We start from the raw sequence: 14,960 nt of genomic DNA on the forward strand, positions 1-14,960 counted from the left end.
GTGGGCTTCATGGCGCTGGAGAACGGGCTGATCCTGGCCGCCGTCTCGGCCAAGGGCATGCCGCTGGTGGTGGAGATTTCCGTGGCGTTCTCGGTGCTGGTGGCCATGACCCTGTTCGGCATCTTCTTCTTCCGTATCCGCGAGCGCTTCGACACCCTGGATCTGGTCGAGCTGGAAACCCACCGGGGAGACCGCCAATGATCGGAGGCTTCACCCTGCTGCCCGGCCTGGACAATCCGCTGCTGTGGATTCTGGGGGTGCCGCTGGGCTCGGCCGGCTTCCTGGCGGTGCTGAGGGACTGGCGGGTGGCCACCTGGACCAACGTGCTGGCCTCGGCCGCTACCTTCGCCTCGTCGCTGTTGCTGATCACCGTGCGGCCCGAGCCGACCCGGCTGCTGTTCATCGACGATTTCAACGTCTATCTGGTGGCGCTGACCGCCTTCGTCGGCCTGACCACCTCCATCTTCTCGGCCGCCTACATCGCGCGTGAATCCGAGGCACAGCGGCTTTCCGACCTGCATCTGCGCTTCTACCACTCCATGTACCAGGCCTTCCTGTTCACCACGCTGCTGGCGCTCACCGCCAACAACACCGGGGTGATGTGGGTTGCGGTGGAGGCGGCGACCCTGACCACCGTGCTGATGGTCAGCCTCTACCGCACGCGCGAGGCCATCGAGGCGGCTTGGAAGTACTTCATCCTGTGCTCGGTGGGCATCGGGCTGGCGCTGTTCGGCACCACCCTGGTCTACCTCGCCGCCCAGCCGGTGATGGGCGACGGCGCCGACGCCATGGCCTGGACCCTGATGATCAAGCAGGCCCACCGGTTCCAGCCCGACCTGCTCAATCTGGCCTTCGTCTTCGTGCTGGTGGGCTATGGCACCAAGGTGGGCCTGGCGCCGCTGCACGCCTGGCTGCCCGACGCCCATGCCGAGGGTCCCACCCCCATCTCGGCGGTGCTCTCGGGCCTGCTGCTCAACGTGGCGCTCTACGCCCTGCTGCGCTTCAAGATGGTGATCGCCGCCAACGGCCAGACCCTGACGCTGGGGCCGCTGCTGATCGTCATGGGGCTGTCGAGCCTGTTCCTGTCGGCCTTCATGCTGTACCGCCGGGGCGACATCAAGCGGCTGTTCGCCTATTCCTCCATCGAGCACATGGGGGCGATCACCTTCGCCTTCGGCATGGGCGGCGCGGGTGGCCAATTTCGCCGGCCTGCTGCACATGACCATGCATTCGCTGACCAAGTCCGCCATCTTCTTCGCCGTCGGCATCATCAGCCAGAACCTGGGCACCAAGCGCATCGCCGCCATCGGGGCCACCTCCTCCACCGTGCCGTGGGCGTGGGCGTGGGGCGGCGGCTCGCCGAAGGCCATGCTTTGCAGCCGCGCCACCAGGGCGCCGAAGGCCAGCAGCAGGCCGATGGCCAGCGGAATGGCCAGCAGCGGCTGGCGGGCGAAGGTGGAGCTCAGCACCAGGAACTCGCTCATGAACACCCCCATGGGGGGCAGGCCGGCGATGGCGAGGACCGCCAGCACGAAGCCCCAGCCCAGCACGGGATGGGAGGAGGTGAGGCCCCGGATGGCGGCGATGCGCTTGGTGCCCAGGTTCTGGCTGATGATGCCGACGGCGAAGAAGATGGCGGACTTGGTCAGCGAATGCATGGTCATGTGCAGCAGGCCGGCGAAATTGGCCACCGCGCCGCCCATGCCGAAGGCGAAGGTGATCACCCCCATGTGCTCGATGGAGGAATAGGCGAACAGCCGCTTGATGTCGCCCCGGCGGTACAGCATGAAGGCCGACAGGAACAGGCTCGACAGCCCCATGACGATCAGCAGCGGCCCCGGCGTCAGGGTCTGGCCGTTGGCGGCGATCACCATCTTGAAGCGCAGCAGGGCGTAGAGCGCCACGTTGAGCAGCAGGCCCGAGAGCACCGCCGAGATGGGGGTGGGACCCTCGGCATGGGCGTCGGGCAGCCAGGCGTGCAGCGGCGCCAGGCCCACCTTGGTGCCATAGCCCACCAGCACGAAGACGAAGGCCAGATTGAGCAGGTCGGGCTGGAACCGGTGGGCCTGCTTGATCATCAGGGTCCAGGCCATGGCGTCGGCGCCGTCGCCCATCACCGGCTGGGCGGCGAGGTAGACCAGGGTGGTGCCGAACAGCGCCAGCCCGATGCCCACCGAGCACAGGATGAAGTACTTCCAAGCCGCCTCGATGGCCTCGCGCGTGCGGTAGAGGCTGACCATCAGCACGGTGGTCAGGGTCGCCGCCTCCACCGCAACCCACATCACCCCGGTGTTGTTGGCGGTGAGCGCCAGCAGCATGGTGAACAGGAAGGCCTGGTACATGGAGTGGTAGAAGCGCAGATGCAGGTCGGAAAGCCGCTGTGCCTCGGATTCACGCGCGATGTAGGCGGCCGAGAAGATGGAGGTGGTCAGGCCGACGAAGGCGGTCAGCACCACCAGATAGACGTTGAAATCGTCGATGAACAGCAGCCGGGTCGGCTCGGGCCGCACGGTGATCAGCAACAGCGACGAGGCGAAGGTGGCGGCCGAGGCCAGCACGTTGATCCAGGTGGCCACCCGCCAGTCCCTCAGCACCGCCAGGAAGCCGGCCGAGCCCAGCGGCACCCCCAGAATCCACAGCAGCGGATTGTCCAGGCCGGGCAGCAGGGTGAAGCCTCCGATCATTGGCGGTCTCCCCGGTGGGTTTCCAGCTCGACCAGATCCAGGGTGTCGAAGCGCTCGCGGATACGGAAGAAGAAGATGCCGAACAGGGTCATGGCCACCAGCACCGAGAACGCCACGGAAATCTCCACCACCAGCGGCATGCCCTTGGCCGAGACGGCGGCCAGGATCAGCCCGTTCTCCAGCGCCATGAAGCCCACCACCTGGGTCACCGCGTTGCGCCTTGTGATCATCATCAGCAGGCCCAGCAGCACCACGCTCATGGCCAGCGCCAGGCTTTCGCGGGTCAGCGCCGTGGCGTTGGCGGTGACGGGCAGCACCAGCAGGATGGACAGCGCCACCAGCGCCACCCCGGCGATCATGGTCCAGCCGATGGACATGGCGGTCTCGACGTTCCGGTGGATGCCCAGCTGCTCCACCAGCCAGTGAAGCGCGATGGGCACGATCACCGCCTTGAAGATCAGGGCGATGGCGGCGGTGACGTAGAGGTGGGGGGCGTGCTGGATGTGGGCCTGCCACGCCGCCGCCGCCGCCAGGGCCAGGGCCTGGAAGGCGAAGGTGTTCAACACCGCGAACAGGCGGCGCTGATAGAGCAGCGAGAAGCCGGCCATCAGCACGGTGGCGCCGATCAGGTGGGCGATGTCGTAGGAAAGCTGCGCCCCCATCACACCGCCTCCGAGACGTAGAGGAAGATGGTGGCCAGCAGGCCGAGCAGCAGGGCGCCGCCGAGGAAGTCGGCGTAGCGGAACACCCGCATCTTGGCGATGGAGGTCTCGAACACCCCCAAGGCCGTGGCCAGGATGAAGCACTTGGCGAGGAAGGCCCCCAGCCCGACCATCACGGCCAGCGCGCCGTCGCCCGGCTGGGCCATGCCCCAGGGCGCGAACAGGCCGCCGATCAGCGCCATGAACAGGGTGAGGCGCACCATGCCCGCCCCTTCCATCAGGGCCAGATGGCGGCCGGAATATTCCAGCACCATGGCCTCGTGCACCATGGTCAGTTCCAGATGGGTGGCGGGGTTGTCGATGGGGATGCGGCCGTTCTCGGCGATGGCGACCATCACCAGGGCGGCCAGCGCCAGACCCAGCGACACCTCGATGCCGACGCCGCCTCCCAGGATGAAGGCGATGATCTGGGCCGGCGCCGTGGTGCCCGAGATCAGCGACAGCGAGAAGGTGACCATCAGCATGGCGGGCTCGGCCAGCGACGCGATCATCATCTCGCGCGACGCGCCCAGGCCGCCGAAGCTGGTGCCGATATCCATGCCGGCCAGCGCCGTCCAGAACCGCGCCACGCCCAGCAGCGCCACCAGGGCGATCAGATCGGCCGCCTGGGCCAGGAACAGGTTGGTGGTGAAGGCCGGCACGATCGACGCGGCCAGCCACACCGCGCCGAAGGTGACGTAGGGCGCGGCGCGGAACACCCAGGAGGCGGAATGGGCGACCACCGCCTCCTTCTGCAACAGGCGGTAGACGTCGCGATAGGGCTGGAAGGGCGAGGCGCCGATGCGGCCGTTGAGGCGCGACTTGACCAGACGCACCCAGCCGGTGATCAGCGGGCTGATGGCCACCACCAGGACGATCTGCAGCGCCTGCCAGAGAACGGCGGTCATGGGGCGCCCCTCCTCGCCTTGTCACCCTGAGCCTTTGGCGAAGGGTCTTTCAGGCAAAGCCGGGACCTGAAAGATCCTTCACTTCGTTCAGGATGACAGCTGGGTTCGCTCGCCCCGATCATGGCCGCTCGCGCGCTCATTGGTTCTGCCTCACCGCGACCACCAGCAGCATCAGCACCAGGGTGGTGAACATCATCAGCAGGTAGCGCCGCACCGTCATGTACTGGATGCGGTTGACCAGATCGGCGATGAAATCCACCACTCGGCCGATGCCGGCGTAAAGGCCTACCCAGATGGGATCGATCACCCGCACCTTCAGTTCCGCCGGGCGGTTGTCGCCGGGATCGGGCATGTCCACGCTTTCCCTGGCGGCGAAGATGGAGGCGCAGAACACCCGGCGCAGCGGCTGCGAGAAGCTTTGGCCGGTATACTGGCTTTCGGGGATGTTCTCGCGGTGGCCGCAATCCCAGGCATCGGCGCGGCGCAGGCGCGAGGTGCCGAGCAGGCGGGCCAGCAGCAGGGTGACGGCGCACAAGGCCAATCCGGTCATCACCAGCACCGTGCCGGAATAGGAGCCCCGCGTCGAACTGACGGGCGACAGCCACGGCCAGCCCAGATCGGCCGAGACGGCGAACTGCACCCCGGTCAGCGGCGTCACCACGTGGGACAGCGCGTCGGTGACGGTTACCGGGATGGCACCGAGCACCACGCACATCACCGCCAGGAAGGCCACGGTAAGCCGCATGGAGGCCGGCACCTGATGAGCCTTGGCGGCGGCTTCCGAGCGGGGGCGCCCCAGGAAGGCGATGCCGTAGGCGCGCACGAAGCAGGCGGCGGCCAAAGCGGCGGCCAGGGCCAGCATGGCCCCCACCACGGGCACGCCGAACTTCATGGCCCAATGGGGCAGGCTCGGCCCCTTGAACAGCGACTGGAAGATCAGCCATTCCGACACGAAGCCGTTCAAGGGCGGCAGGGCCGAGATGGCGATGGCGCCCACCAGGGCGGCGACGCCGTTCCACGGCATGCGCTTGGCGAGCCCCCCCAGCTTGCCCAGGTCGCGCTCTCCCGTCGCGGTGATCACCGCGCCCGCCGACAGGAACCACAGGGTCTTGAAGATGGAATGGTTGACGATGTGATAAAGCCCGGCCACCAGGGCCAGGGCGGCCAGGGTCTTCTCGCCGCTGCCCTTGAAGGCGATGGCGAGGCCCAGGCCGATCACCACCACCCCGATGTTCTCCACCGTGGAATAGGCCAGCAGCTTCTTCAGGTCGTCCTGCAGGATGGCGTAAAGCACGCCCAGCACGGCGGTGACGCCGCCCACCACCATCAGCACCGCGCCCCAGGCCCAGTTCACCTCGCCGTGCAGGTCGAACAGGATGCGGATCAGGCCGTACAGCGCCACCTTGGTCATCACGCCGCTCATCAGGGCGGAGACGTGGCTGGGCGCCGCCGGATGGGCGAGCGGCAGCCAGGCGTGCAGCGGCACCAGACCGGCCTTGGACCCCGCCCCCAGCAGGGCCAGCAGCACCACCAGGAAGCCGGAAACGCCGTCCAGCCTGGCGGCGCGCATGGCGGGGAAGGAATAGGCCCCCTCGCCCCCGGCCATCAGGCCGAAGCAGGTCAAGAGGCAGAAGGTGCCGAAGCAGGCCATCACCAGATAGACGAAGGCGGCCCGGCGGTTCTCGGCGTTCCTGTGGTCGGCCAGCACCAGAAGCCAGGACGACAGCGACATGAACTCCCAGGCCACCAGGAACATGAAGGCGTCGTCGGCGATCAGCACGGCGTTCATGCCGAACAGGAACAGGGGATAGAACGGCGTCACCCGCCGGGGTTCGGGCAGATGGGAGCAATAGCCGATGCCGTAGGCCGAAGCGGCGGCCGAGGCCAGGCTGACCACCACCATGAACAGGGCGGACAGGTTGTCGAGGCGGAAATGGGCGGACATCCACGGCAGGCCGATGGGCAGCACGATGGCCGGGCCGGTGCCCGGCGTCTGTCCCAGATGCTTGAGCCCGCCGGCCAGCAGGGCCAGCGAGGCAATCATGCAGCAAAAATAGACCAATCGATGCCGCCACATTTCCGCGCCGGCCAGCACGCCGAGCACGGCGAGGGCCAAAAAAGCGGAGAGGGCGGCCGCGATCAGCATAGGCTGCGCGACCCCGCCAATACTCTGTCGCAGGACATGACAAGCGTCTCCCGTGAATCCCCTGACAGCGGGGCCGGTTGTTCCGACCCTCTTCATCTCGTCTTATGGCGAGGAGACGGGAATCATACCCACCCGTGGGGGCGGGCGCAAGGCCCCCCGACACCGTCTTTCCGCAAGTGAGCTAAACGTCCAGCCGACCCTGGGGATCTTCGGGAGGAAGAGGCAAGCTCCAGCTATTAATGACCTCGATCCCCGCAGCCTTCGCCAGCCGGGCAACATCCATGTCATCGGCAAAAATAGTAGTGGCGCGCTCCATAACTCCGATAGCCGTAATCTGACGATCAATCTTTACCTTTTGCCACGGAGATAAAATTCCTGATTTCTTATCTCCTGTCGCAATAGCAGCTGCAGACATTGCAGCAACTTCAATGGCTGCGCGGAGGTCGAATGGCAGAATACGGAACTTACTGCTATTACCGATAACAGCCAGATAGGCCTGGCCTGCCGCCCCCGCATGCACGAGCACTTCGGCAATGACCGGGGTGGGAATTCCAATAGTTTCTCGCTGTTGAGAAAGGATGGAAATCAGATGCTCAACGCGGTCCTTCGCTCTGGTCAGCGGTTGTCCCGATACCGGGTCCGTTGGGATATCCACGTCGGGGTCAAGGAGCAGAAGCAGGAAATTTGCGTCGAAAATAACCATCAGTGGACACTGTCCTCGCCGTTGCGAAGGTCTTTTAGTGTCGCTAGCGGATGCTCAATCTCGCTCCACTGACTGCCCCTGATCTGCCTCAAACGAGCGACCACTGTGTCCAAGGGGGTATCGTCCAACACTTCAAAATCATTGATGACAAAACGTAAGAGCATCCATGTGCCTGTGGCCTCTCTCCGCCATCGCCCTGCACCATGGACCCGGATTGGAGTATCAAAAAGGTGGGCTGCGATGGCACGGGCAATCTCCCGACTGCCGACGCAATTATGGACTAATGCGGTGGGGCCTAATTCCTGCAAATGAATCGGAACCATGTCGGCTAGGCCGCCAATCTTGACGGGAACACCGTCAAAGCTTCCCTGCTGCGTGAATGCACCATAATCAACAGGTTTTTGGCGCGTTCTTCCCGGAAACTGAATGATGACGGCTTCACGCCCTAGCAACAATGCGCCTGTTGCATTGTCGCTAGCGAGCATGTCATCAAGGCGTTTGTATGCCTTAATCGCGTCAGCGGGACCATCCCCATTGCGAAGTGCGCCAAGGCGAGCATCGACCTTTGGCTGATCCTCGACATCAACACTGTGAACGACTTCGACACTGCCGGGGTCCAGGCGCAGAAAATGAACGCTTCTCTCGTTGCCGAGCAGCGATGCCAATTGCGCCATGTATTCAGCCAAACGGGCCATGGGGATGGTGCTTGGCTGGAACGCATCGATCTTAAACCGAAGTTCGTCCACGTCTGCCTCCAGTCCTAAATGATTATATGGGAGGCTGCTGTACGTCTACCATGAACTGCAAGCCGACTCGCGGCTTAAGTGTACTTGTGCAGCCTACCCCCTCGCCAGGGCCCGCCAGGCGATGTCGCGGCGGCAGAAGCCGCCCGGCCAGTCCAGGGCGTCCACGGCCTTGTAGGCGCGCTCGCGCGCCTCGGCGACGGTCTTGCCCTTGGCGGTGATTCCCAGCACACGGCCGCCGGTGGCGACCACGTGGCCGTCCTTCATGGCGGTGCCGGCGTGCAGCACGGTGACGCCGTCCACCTTGGCGGCGCTTTCCAGCCCACCGATGACGGTGTTCTTCTCGTAAGCGCCGGGATAGCCCTTGGCGGCCATCACCACCACCAGGGCGACGTCGTCGGACCATTTCAGCTCGACGCCCGCCAGCTTGCCCTCGGCGCCGGCCATCAGCACCGGCAGCAGGTCGGAGTCGAGGCGCGCCATCAGGACCTGACACTCGGGATCGCCGAAGCGGACGTTGTATTCCAGCAGCTTCGGGCCGGACTTGGTGACCATGATCCCGGCGAACAGCACGCCGGTATAGGGCTTGCCCATCTCGGCCATGGTCTTGACCAGCGGCAGGATGGAACGCTCCATGATCTCGGCCTGGACCGCATCGGTGACCACCGGGGCGGGGGAATAGGCGCCCATGCCGCCGGTGTTGGGGCCGGTGTCGCCGTCGCCCACCCGCTTGTGGTCCTGGGCGGCCACCAGGGGCAAGGCGGTCTTGCCGTCGCACAGCGCGAAGAACGAGCATTCCTCGCCGTCGAGGAATTCCTCGATCACCAGCTCGTTGCCGGCGTCGCCGAAAACCTTGTCGCCCATCATCATATCGACGGCGCCAAGCGCTTCCTCGAGCGTCATGGCCACCACCACGCCCTTGCCGGCGGCCAGCCCATCGGTCTTGACCACGATGGGGGCGCCCTTCTCGCGGATGAAGGCCTTGGCCTTCTCCATGTCGGTGAAGCGGCCGTACCAGGCGGTGGGGATGCCGGCCTTGGCGGCCACGTCCTTCATGAAGCCCTTGGAGCCCTCAAGCTCGGCCGCCGCCGCCGAGGGGCCGAACACCCTGATGCCGGCGTCGCGGCACTTGTCGGCGAGGCCGAGGACCAGCGGCGCCTCGGGCCCCACCACCACCAGATCGACGGCGTTGGACCTGGCGAAGTCCACCAGCTCATCCACCTTCTCGGCTCCGATGGCGACGCATTCGGCGGAATCGGCGATCCCCGCGTTGCCCGGCGCGCACCACAGCCTGGTGAGCAGGGGCGAGGATTTCAGCTTCCAGCACAGCGCATGCTCGCGCCCGCCCGAACCGACCACCAGAACCTTCATGTCCGCCTCCCGGAGTTCCACCTGTCATCCCGAGCGCAAGCGAGGGATCTCCGCTTGGCGCAGCGGTGCCGATGCTGGTCCGACGGAGCAGGATGAGATCCCTCCTCCCGTCGGTCGTCGGGATGACAAAGGGTCGTTTATCACTTCCGTCCGCGTTTGCAAATCACCGGCTCTTGCGCCACCATCCGCCCATGAACGACGAAGCCCGCCCCACCCCCTCCAACGTCCCGGAATATTCGGTCTCGGAACTGTCCGCCGGTCTGCGGCGCACGGTGGAGGACGCCTTTTCCTTCGTCCGCGTCCGGGGCGAGATATCGGGCTTCAAGCGTCATTCCTCGGGCCACCTCTATTTCGCCCTGAAAGACGCCGAGGCGGTGCTGGACGCGGTGTGCTGGCGGGGTTCGGCGTCCAAGCTGGCCATCGGGCCGGAGGACGGCATGGAGGTGGTGGCCACCGGGCGGCTGACCACCTATCCCGGGCGTTCCAAGTACCAGATGGTGGTCGAGCGCATGGAGCTGGCCGGCCAGGGCGCGCTCTTGAAGATGCTGGAGGACCGCAAGAAGCGGCTGATGGCCGAGGGACTGTTCGACCCCAGCCGCAAGCGCCCCATTCCCTTCCTGCCGGACGTCATCGGCGTGGTGACCTCGCCCACCGGGGCGGTGATCCGGGACATCCTGCACCGTCTGGCCGAGCGCTTCCCCCGCCGGGTGCTGCTGTGGCCGGTCGCCGTCCAGGGCGAAGGCGCGGCGGCTCAGGTGGCGGCGGCCATCCGGGGCTTCAACGCCTTGGAGCCGGGCGGCCGGGTGCCGCGCCCCGACGTGCTGATCGTGGCCAGGGGCGGCGGCTCGCTGGAAGACCTGATGGCCTTCAACGAGGAAATCGTGGTCCGGGCAGCGGCCGAATCCGAGATTCCGCTGATCTCGGCGGTGGGGCACGAGACCGACACCACGCTGATCGACTTCGCCTCCGATTTGCGCGCCCCCACCCCCACGGCGGCGGCCGAGAAGGCGGTGCCGGTGCGCGCCGAGCTGATCGCCACCATGGCCGACATGGGCGCGCGCATGGTGGGCGCCATGCAGCGCGGGCTGGAGGAGCGGCGCAACCGCCTTTCCCACACCTTCCGCGCCCTGCCCCATCCCCGCCGGGTGATGGAGGATTGCGCAAGGCGTCTGGACGAGCGGGCCGAGCGCCTTGCCAACGCGCCGCGCATCCTGCTGGAACGCCGCCGGGCCGAACTGGACCGCCTGGGCGCCCGCCTGCGCCACCCGCGCGAACAGCTGGCCGAGGCCGGGCACCGGCTGGCGGCGCTTTCCACCCGCCTCGACCACGCCATCAGGACGGCGAGCGCGACCGAGCGCGCCGCCAACGAGCGCCGCGCCCTCCAGCTGGAGCAATCGGCCGCCCGCCTGATCCAGGTCCTGCCCCGCCTGCTCGACGAAAAGGCCCGGCGGGTCGCCCATGCCGGCCAGCTGCTGGAAAGTTTCTCCTACCGCAAGGTGCTGGAGCGCGGCTTCGCCGTGGTCAGGGACGAGCACGGCACGCCCGTCACCTCGGTCGCCGGCGCCGGCCCCGGTGCCGTCCTGGCGGTGGAGTTCGCCGACGGCAAGGCGGGGGTACGGGTCGAGGGAGCCGCCGCCCCGCCCGTGCCCAAGCCCCATCGCAAGCCGATCACGCCCGATGGGCGGCAGGGATCGCTGCTGTAACCTCCGGCTGTCCCGGCACTATCACCCGCCGCAGGTGCCGCAGCAGGTGTCGCTGTCGTAGGTCAGCCGCGCCACCAGATGCCGCTGGCCGTCGCGGGCCGGGAAGAACTGCAGGAACACCATGGTCAGCCCCTTGGGCAGCGCCGCCTTCAGCCCGGTCATGCGGGCCGAGCGCGAGGTGTTGTACTGATAGTCGTCGGATTCGTCGCACAGGCTGAACGCGGCGGGCAAGAGGTCGGCGCAGCGGGCCAGCGGCATCTCGCGGCTCGCCACCACCGTGCCGGTGGCCAGGACCTCGACCACCGCCAACTCGCCGGCGACGCGCACCTGCACCACGTTGGCATGGGCGGCGACGGCGTGTTCCAGCAGGGTCAGCATCTCGGCCTGGGGCTCAGGGGCGATCATGTTCATGGGGCGGGCTCCGATTGAGAAGCCTCACAAAAACAGCATCGGCGCGCCGACCTCCTTGAGCCCGGTCAAGCATCCCCCTTCCGAGCGGGGCGAGGCCGTGGTTATATATTCCCATGGAGGGCCGAGAGATGACGGGCGAGGTCACCGTTCGCGTGCTGATCGAAGGCCGGGTCCAGGGCGTCTGGTTCCGCGGCTGGACGGTGGAGCAGGCCCTGGCCCGCAAGCTGTCGGGCTGGGTGCGCAATCTGGTGGACGGACGGGTCGAGGCCCTGTTCCACGGCCCCTCCCACATGGTCCGCGACATGGTCGAGGCCTGCCACCGGGGACCCACCGCCGCCCTGGTCACAAGGGTGGAGACCGAGAATTCGTCCGAGGTGCCGCCCTCGGGCTTCCACCAGCGCCCCACGGCCTGATCATGAAATTCACCCGCCGCCAAATCCTAGCCGGAGCCGCCGCCATGACCGTCGCCAAAGCCGCCGAATCCGCCCCTCAGGGAGCGCGCCAGTTCCCCAAGGATTTCTTCTGGGGGGCATCGACCGCCGCCTACCAGATCGAGGGCGCCTACGACACCGACGGGCGCGGCATGACCATCTGGGACAAGTTCACCGCCGACGGCAGGATCATGGACGGCAGCAGCGCCAAGGTGGCCTGCGACCACTATCACCGCTATCCCGAGGACATCGCCCTGATGAAGGCGGCGGGCTTCCAGGCCTACCGCTTCTCGCTGGCCTGGCCGCGCATCGTTCCGGCCGGCACCGGCGCCATCAACGAGAAGGGCCTCGATTTCTACGACCGGCTGGTGGACAAGATCCTGGAAGCCGGCATCAAGCCCATGGCCTGTCTCTACCACTGGGACCTGCCCCAGCCGCTGGAGGACAAGGGCGGCTGGCAGGGGCGCGACATCGTCGGCCCCTTCGCCGAATACGCCCGCATCGCGACGGCGCGCCTGGGCGACCGGGTCAAGGACTGGTACATGCTGAACGAGCCGAACGTGGTGGCCATCATCGGCTACGGCATCGGCGAGCACGCGCCCGGCTACAAGCTGGGCGAGGACGGCATCCTCAAGGCGCTGCACCACCAGAACCTGGCCCAGGGCACCGCGCTGCGCGCCATCCGGGCCGAGCATTCCGACGCGGTGCTGGGCACGGTGATCAACCTGCAGCCCTGCCGCTCCCAGGATGACGATCCGAAGAACCGCGCCGCCGCCATCCGCTGGGACGCGGTGTGGAACCGGGTGCCGCTGGACGGCGTCATGCGCGGCGCCATTCCCGACGTGCTGGCCGAGAAAATGGCCCATATCGTCAAGCCCGGCGACCTGGAGACCATCAAGTTCCCCATCGACATGCTGGGCATCAACTACTATTCCCGCATGACCATGAAGCACGAGGAGGGGCATCCCTTCGACGTGTTCTGGGGCGACGCCCATTGCGACCGCTGGACCGCCATGGCCTGGCCGGTGCAGCCCGACGGGCTCTACGACCTGCTGCGCGAGTTCAAGGAGCTGTACGGCAACCCCGCCGTCTTCATCGCCGAGAACGGCGCCGCCTATGACGACGTGGTCACCCCCGACGGCCAGATCCACGATGCCGAGCGCGTCGCCTTCCTCAAGGACCACGTCTCCGAGGTGGCCCGCGCGGTGGCGGACGGCTGCAACGTCAAGGGCTACCTGGTGTGGTCGTTGCTGGACAATTTCGAGTGGGCCTACGGCCTGTCCAAGCGCTTCGGCATCATCCGGGTGGATTACGACACGCTCAAGCGCACCCCCAAGGACAGCTACAAGTGGTTCGCCGAGGTGATCCGGACCGGTCGGGTGGGGTAAGCCGGCCGTCATTTGTATTGACGTGTCATCCCGACGACCGCAGGGAGGAAGGATCTTTCAGCCTGAGGCAGCCGCCGCAATCGCCTGAAAGATCCTTCGCCAAGGCTCAGGATGACGCGGAACGTCGGTTCACTCCCCCCGCCTCACGCCGGGGCGTATTCGGCCATGCAATTGGGGGTTTCCCATACCCTGACCGCCACCAGGCGGGCGGTGGCGTCCGAGCGCTTGCGCACGGGGGCCACCAGCACCTCGAACCAGTGCTTGGCCAGGCATTCGGCGGTGGGCTGGAAGGGCACCACGTAGAGCTTGGTGCCCATGCGCGTGTCGGTGGTCAGCGCCGCGCCCTGGGCGGCGACCGTGTCGCGGATGGCCTGGACCCAGGCCTCGCCGCCGCCGGCGGGGGCGAACAGGGCCAGCAATTCGGAATCGGCAGAAGCGGCGATGAAGCCGTGATCGCAAGGCGCGTCGATCAGGCGCATCATCTCGTCCTTGAGAAAGCCGAAATCCACCACCATGTCGGTCTGCTCGCCGCTGGGATGCAGGTGGCTGGCCTCGCACTCCACCTCGACCACATAGCGGTGGCCGTGCAGGTTCCGGCACTTGGAGCCGTGGGTCATGATGCGGTGGCCGGCATCGATCTCGATGCGGCGGCGGACGCGGAAGGTGGACATCAGGGAATTCCCAGCAATTTGTGGGTCTGCAAGCTGAGCCGCCAGCGCGGATGAGTCAAGCAATGCCGGATGGCGGCTTGCGTATTGGCCTCGCGGTCCGGCCCGTCCATGGGCTGCAGCAGGACATGGTCGAAGTCCAGGGACTCGAAATCCTTTGGCGCCGCGCCCTCTTGCGGGAAAACCAGCTTCAGCTCGTCGCCCCTTGTGACCTTGAGCCGGGTTCCGGCCTTGGGGCTGACGCACACCCAGTCGATGCCGTCGGGCAGGTCCACCGTGCCGTTGGTCTCGATGGCGATCTCGAATCCCCTGGCGTGCAGCGCCCGGATCAGCGCCGTATCCAGCTGCAATCCAGGCTCGCCGCCGGTCACCACCACGTAGCGGGTGTCGCCGCCCGCCGCCAGCACCGCGTCGGCCAAGGTGCCGGCATCGGCGTATTTCTCGCCGCCGATGAAATCCGTGTCGCAGAAGCGGCACACCGCCTGGGCGCGGTCGGCCTCGCGTCCGCTCCACAGATTGCAGCCGGCAAAGCGCAGGAAGACCGCCGGGCGGCCCGCCTGTACGCCTTCCCCCTGCAGGGTATGGAAGATTTCGCGGACGGCGTAGCTCATGGCGTCATCAGTGATCCGAACCGTGCAGGATCTGGTCGGTGATGCCGGTCTCGTAGTCCAGGCCGGCGGGGGTGAGCGTCACCGCCATGGGGAAACTGGCGCGGATCAGGCCCTTGCGTTCCAGCGCCACCCACACCGCGCCGTTGGAAAGGCCGCTGGCGTCCTTGCTCATCACCACCTTGCGGCCCACGTGGAAGTGGTTGCCGTGGGGATGGGGCAGCGCCGACAGGAACACCTCGCCGCTGTCCATGCGCGTCGAGGTCTCGGGGTGGCGGGCCAGTTCCTGGAACAGCACCAGGGTCTTCAATTGCAGCGGATTGAGCTTCAAGGGATTGGCGCGGGGCGGCATGGGCGTCGGAACCTCAAGGAAACGGGGCGGCATCATGGCACCAGCCGCCCCCGGATTCCAAGACTCATGCCGACGATTGAGGCTGGACGGACCGCCGGTCCGGCCTTATCCGTAGACGGGTGGAGAACACGGCGGATGAGAGG

General features: G+C 66.7%; 13 protein-coding genes and 2 pseudogenes. 4 read left to right on the forward strand and 11 right to left on the reverse strand.

Annotation, left to right across the window (positions count from 1 at the left end):
• Window positions 1–197 precede the first annotated feature (197 nt).
• Window positions 198–1,142: pseudogene (locus ACV4UZ_RS15970) on the forward strand (hydrogenase 4 subunit F); the annotation flags it as partial.
• 207 nt (window positions 1,143–1,349) lie between these two features.
• Here ACV4UZ_RS15970 and ACV4UZ_RS15975 read toward each other — a convergent pair.
• From ACV4UZ_RS15975 to purD, 7 genes and pseudogenes are all read right to left on the reverse strand, one after another.
• Window positions 1,350–2,684, reverse strand: a pseudogene (locus ACV4UZ_RS15975) (hydrogenase 4 subunit F); the annotation flags it as partial.
• Window positions 2,681–3,346 carry a hydrogenase-4 component E gene (locus tag ACV4UZ_RS15980; RefSeq protein WP_491601780.1) on the reverse strand — a complete coding sequence of 222 codons (666 nt, stop codon included), beginning with the start codon at window positions 3,344–3,346 and terminating at the stop codon, window positions 2,681–2,683. The gene ACV4UZ_RS15980 and the pseudogene ACV4UZ_RS15975, both read right to left, overlap by 4 nt.
• Window positions 3,346–4,293, reverse strand: a complete 948-nt coding sequence (locus tag ACV4UZ_RS15985; RefSeq protein ID WP_491601781.1) for a respiratory chain complex I subunit 1 family protein — start codon at window positions 4,291–4,293, stop codon at window positions 3,346–3,348. Before ACV4UZ_RS15985 ends, ACV4UZ_RS15980 begins: the two co-directional genes overlap by 1 nt.
• Window positions 4,294–4,429: 136 nt before the next feature.
• Window positions 4,430–6,439, reverse strand: a complete 2,010-nt coding sequence (gene hyfB / locus ACV4UZ_RS15990; protein WP_491601782.1) for a hydrogenase 4 subunit B — start codon at window positions 6,437–6,439, stop codon at window positions 4,430–4,432.
• Window positions 6,440–6,620: 181 nt separating this feature from the next.
• The gene (locus ACV4UZ_RS15995; RefSeq protein WP_491601783.1) at window positions 6,621–7,142 is read right to left on the reverse strand and encodes a hypothetical protein; all 522 of its coding nucleotides are present in this window, start codon (window positions 7,140–7,142) and stop codon (window positions 6,621–6,623) included.
• A complete protein-coding gene (locus ACV4UZ_RS16000) occupies window positions 7,142–7,888 on the reverse strand; it encodes a hypothetical protein (RefSeq protein ID WP_491601784.1) in 747 nt (248 codons plus the stop codon). Before ACV4UZ_RS16000 ends, ACV4UZ_RS15995 begins: the two co-directional genes overlap by 1 nt.
• A 93-nt stretch (window positions 7,889–7,981) precedes the next feature.
• Complete coding sequence (purD, locus tag ACV4UZ_RS16005) at window positions 7,982–9,256, reverse strand: phosphoribosylamine--glycine ligase (RefSeq protein WP_491601785.1); 1,275 nt, start codon at window positions 9,254–9,256, stop codon at window positions 7,982–7,984.
• A 191-nt stretch (window positions 9,257–9,447) separates the two neighbouring features.
• Between purD and xseA the strand changes: the two genes are divergently transcribed.
• Window positions 9,448–10,959 (forward strand): exodeoxyribonuclease VII large subunit, encoded by a 1,512-nt coding sequence (gene xseA, locus ACV4UZ_RS16010; protein ID WP_491601786.1) that lies wholly within the window; start codon window positions 9,448–9,450, stop codon window positions 10,957–10,959.
• Window positions 10,960–10,980: 21 nt separating this feature from the next.
• Here the strand turns inward: xseA and ACV4UZ_RS16015 are convergent, their stop codons facing one another.
• Window positions 10,981–11,370 carry a hypothetical protein gene (locus ACV4UZ_RS16015; RefSeq protein WP_491601787.1) on the reverse strand — a complete coding sequence of 130 codons (390 nt, stop codon included), beginning with the start codon at window positions 11,368–11,370 and terminating at the stop codon, window positions 10,981–10,983.
• A gap of 128 nt (window positions 11,371–11,498) precedes the next feature.
• On the opposite strand from ACV4UZ_RS16015, the gene ACV4UZ_RS16020 reads away from it, so the two are divergent.
• Window positions 11,499–11,783, forward strand: coding sequence for an acylphosphatase (locus ACV4UZ_RS16020; protein WP_491601788.1), 285 nt, complete (start codon window positions 11,499–11,501; stop codon window positions 11,781–11,783).
• A 44-nt stretch (window positions 11,784–11,827) separates the two neighbouring features.
• On the forward strand, window positions 11,828–13,189 hold the full coding sequence (locus tag ACV4UZ_RS16025; RefSeq protein WP_491601789.1) for a GH1 family beta-glucosidase: 1,362 nt from the start codon (window positions 11,828–11,830) through the stop codon (window positions 13,187–13,189).
• A 143-nt stretch (window positions 13,190–13,332) separates the two neighbouring features.
• Here ACV4UZ_RS16025 and ACV4UZ_RS16030 read toward each other — a convergent pair whose 3' ends face one another.
• From ACV4UZ_RS16030 to ACV4UZ_RS16040, 3 genes are read right to left on the reverse strand one after another with little or no spacing between them, the layout of a single operon-like run.
• The gene (locus ACV4UZ_RS16030; protein WP_491601790.1) at window positions 13,333–13,860 is read right to left on the reverse strand and encodes a 6-pyruvoyl trahydropterin synthase family protein; all 528 of its coding nucleotides are present in this window, start codon (window positions 13,858–13,860) and stop codon (window positions 13,333–13,335) included.
• Window positions 13,860–14,468, reverse strand: a complete 609-nt coding sequence (gene queE / locus ACV4UZ_RS16035) for a 7-carboxy-7-deazaguanine synthase (protein ID WP_491601791.1) — start codon at window positions 14,466–14,468, stop codon at window positions 13,860–13,862. The genes ACV4UZ_RS16030 and queE overlap by 1 nt, the downstream gene beginning before the upstream one ends.
• 7 nt (window positions 14,469–14,475) lie before the next feature.
• On the reverse strand, window positions 14,476–14,817 hold the full coding sequence (locus tag ACV4UZ_RS16040) for a hypothetical protein (RefSeq protein WP_491602430.1): 342 nt from the start codon (window positions 14,815–14,817) through the stop codon (window positions 14,476–14,478).
• Between the last annotated feature and the right edge of the window lie 143 nt (window positions 14,818–14,960).

The sequence above is a fragment of the Paramagnetospirillum sp. genome (assembly GCF_058402745.1).

Coding starts and splice junctions, on each gene's coding strand:
- ACV4UZ_RS16040 (WP_491602430.1), bottom strand. CDS start 14,817: ATGCCGCCCCGCGCCAATCCCTTGAAGCTCAATCCGCTGCAATTGAAG.
- ACV4UZ_RS16030 (WP_491601790.1), bottom strand. CDS start 13,860: ATGTCCACCTTCCGCGTCCGCCGCCGCATCGAGATCGATGCCGGCCAC.
- ACV4UZ_RS15985 (WP_491601781.1), bottom strand. CDS start 4,293: ATGACCGCCGTTCTCTGGCAGGCGCTGCAGATCGTCCTGGTGGTGGCC.
- ACV4UZ_RS16015 (WP_491601787.1), bottom strand. CDS start 11,370: ATGAACATGATCGCCCCTGAGCCCCAGGCCGAGATGCTGACCCTGCTG.
- ACV4UZ_RS16025 (WP_491601789.1), top strand. CDS start 11,828: ATGACCGTCGCCAAAGCCGCCGAATCCGCCCCTCAGGGAGCGCGCCAG.
- purD (WP_491601785.1), bottom strand. CDS start 9,256: ATGAAGGTTCTGGTGGTCGGTTCGGGCGGGCGCGAGCATGCGCTGTGC.
- ACV4UZ_RS16020 (WP_491601788.1), top strand. CDS start 11,499: ATGACGGGCGAGGTCACCGTTCGCGTGCTGATCGAAGGCCGGGTCCAG.
- queE (WP_491601791.1), bottom strand. CDS start 14,468: ATGAGCTACGCCGTCCGCGAAATCTTCCATACCCTGCAGGGGGAAGGC.
- ACV4UZ_RS15995 (WP_491601783.1), bottom strand. CDS start 7,142: ATGGTTATTTTCGACGCAAATTTCCTGCTTCTGCTCCTTGACCCCGAC.
- xseA (WP_491601786.1), top strand. CDS start 9,448: ATGAACGACGAAGCCCGCCCCACCCCCTCCAACGTCCCGGAATATTCG.
- hyfB (WP_491601782.1), bottom strand. CDS start 6,439: ATGCTGATCGCGGCCGCCCTCTCCGCTTTTTTGGCCCTCGCCGTGCTC.
- ACV4UZ_RS15980 (WP_491601780.1), bottom strand. CDS start 3,346: ATGGGGGCGCAGCTTTCCTACGACATCGCCCACCTGATCGGCGCCACC.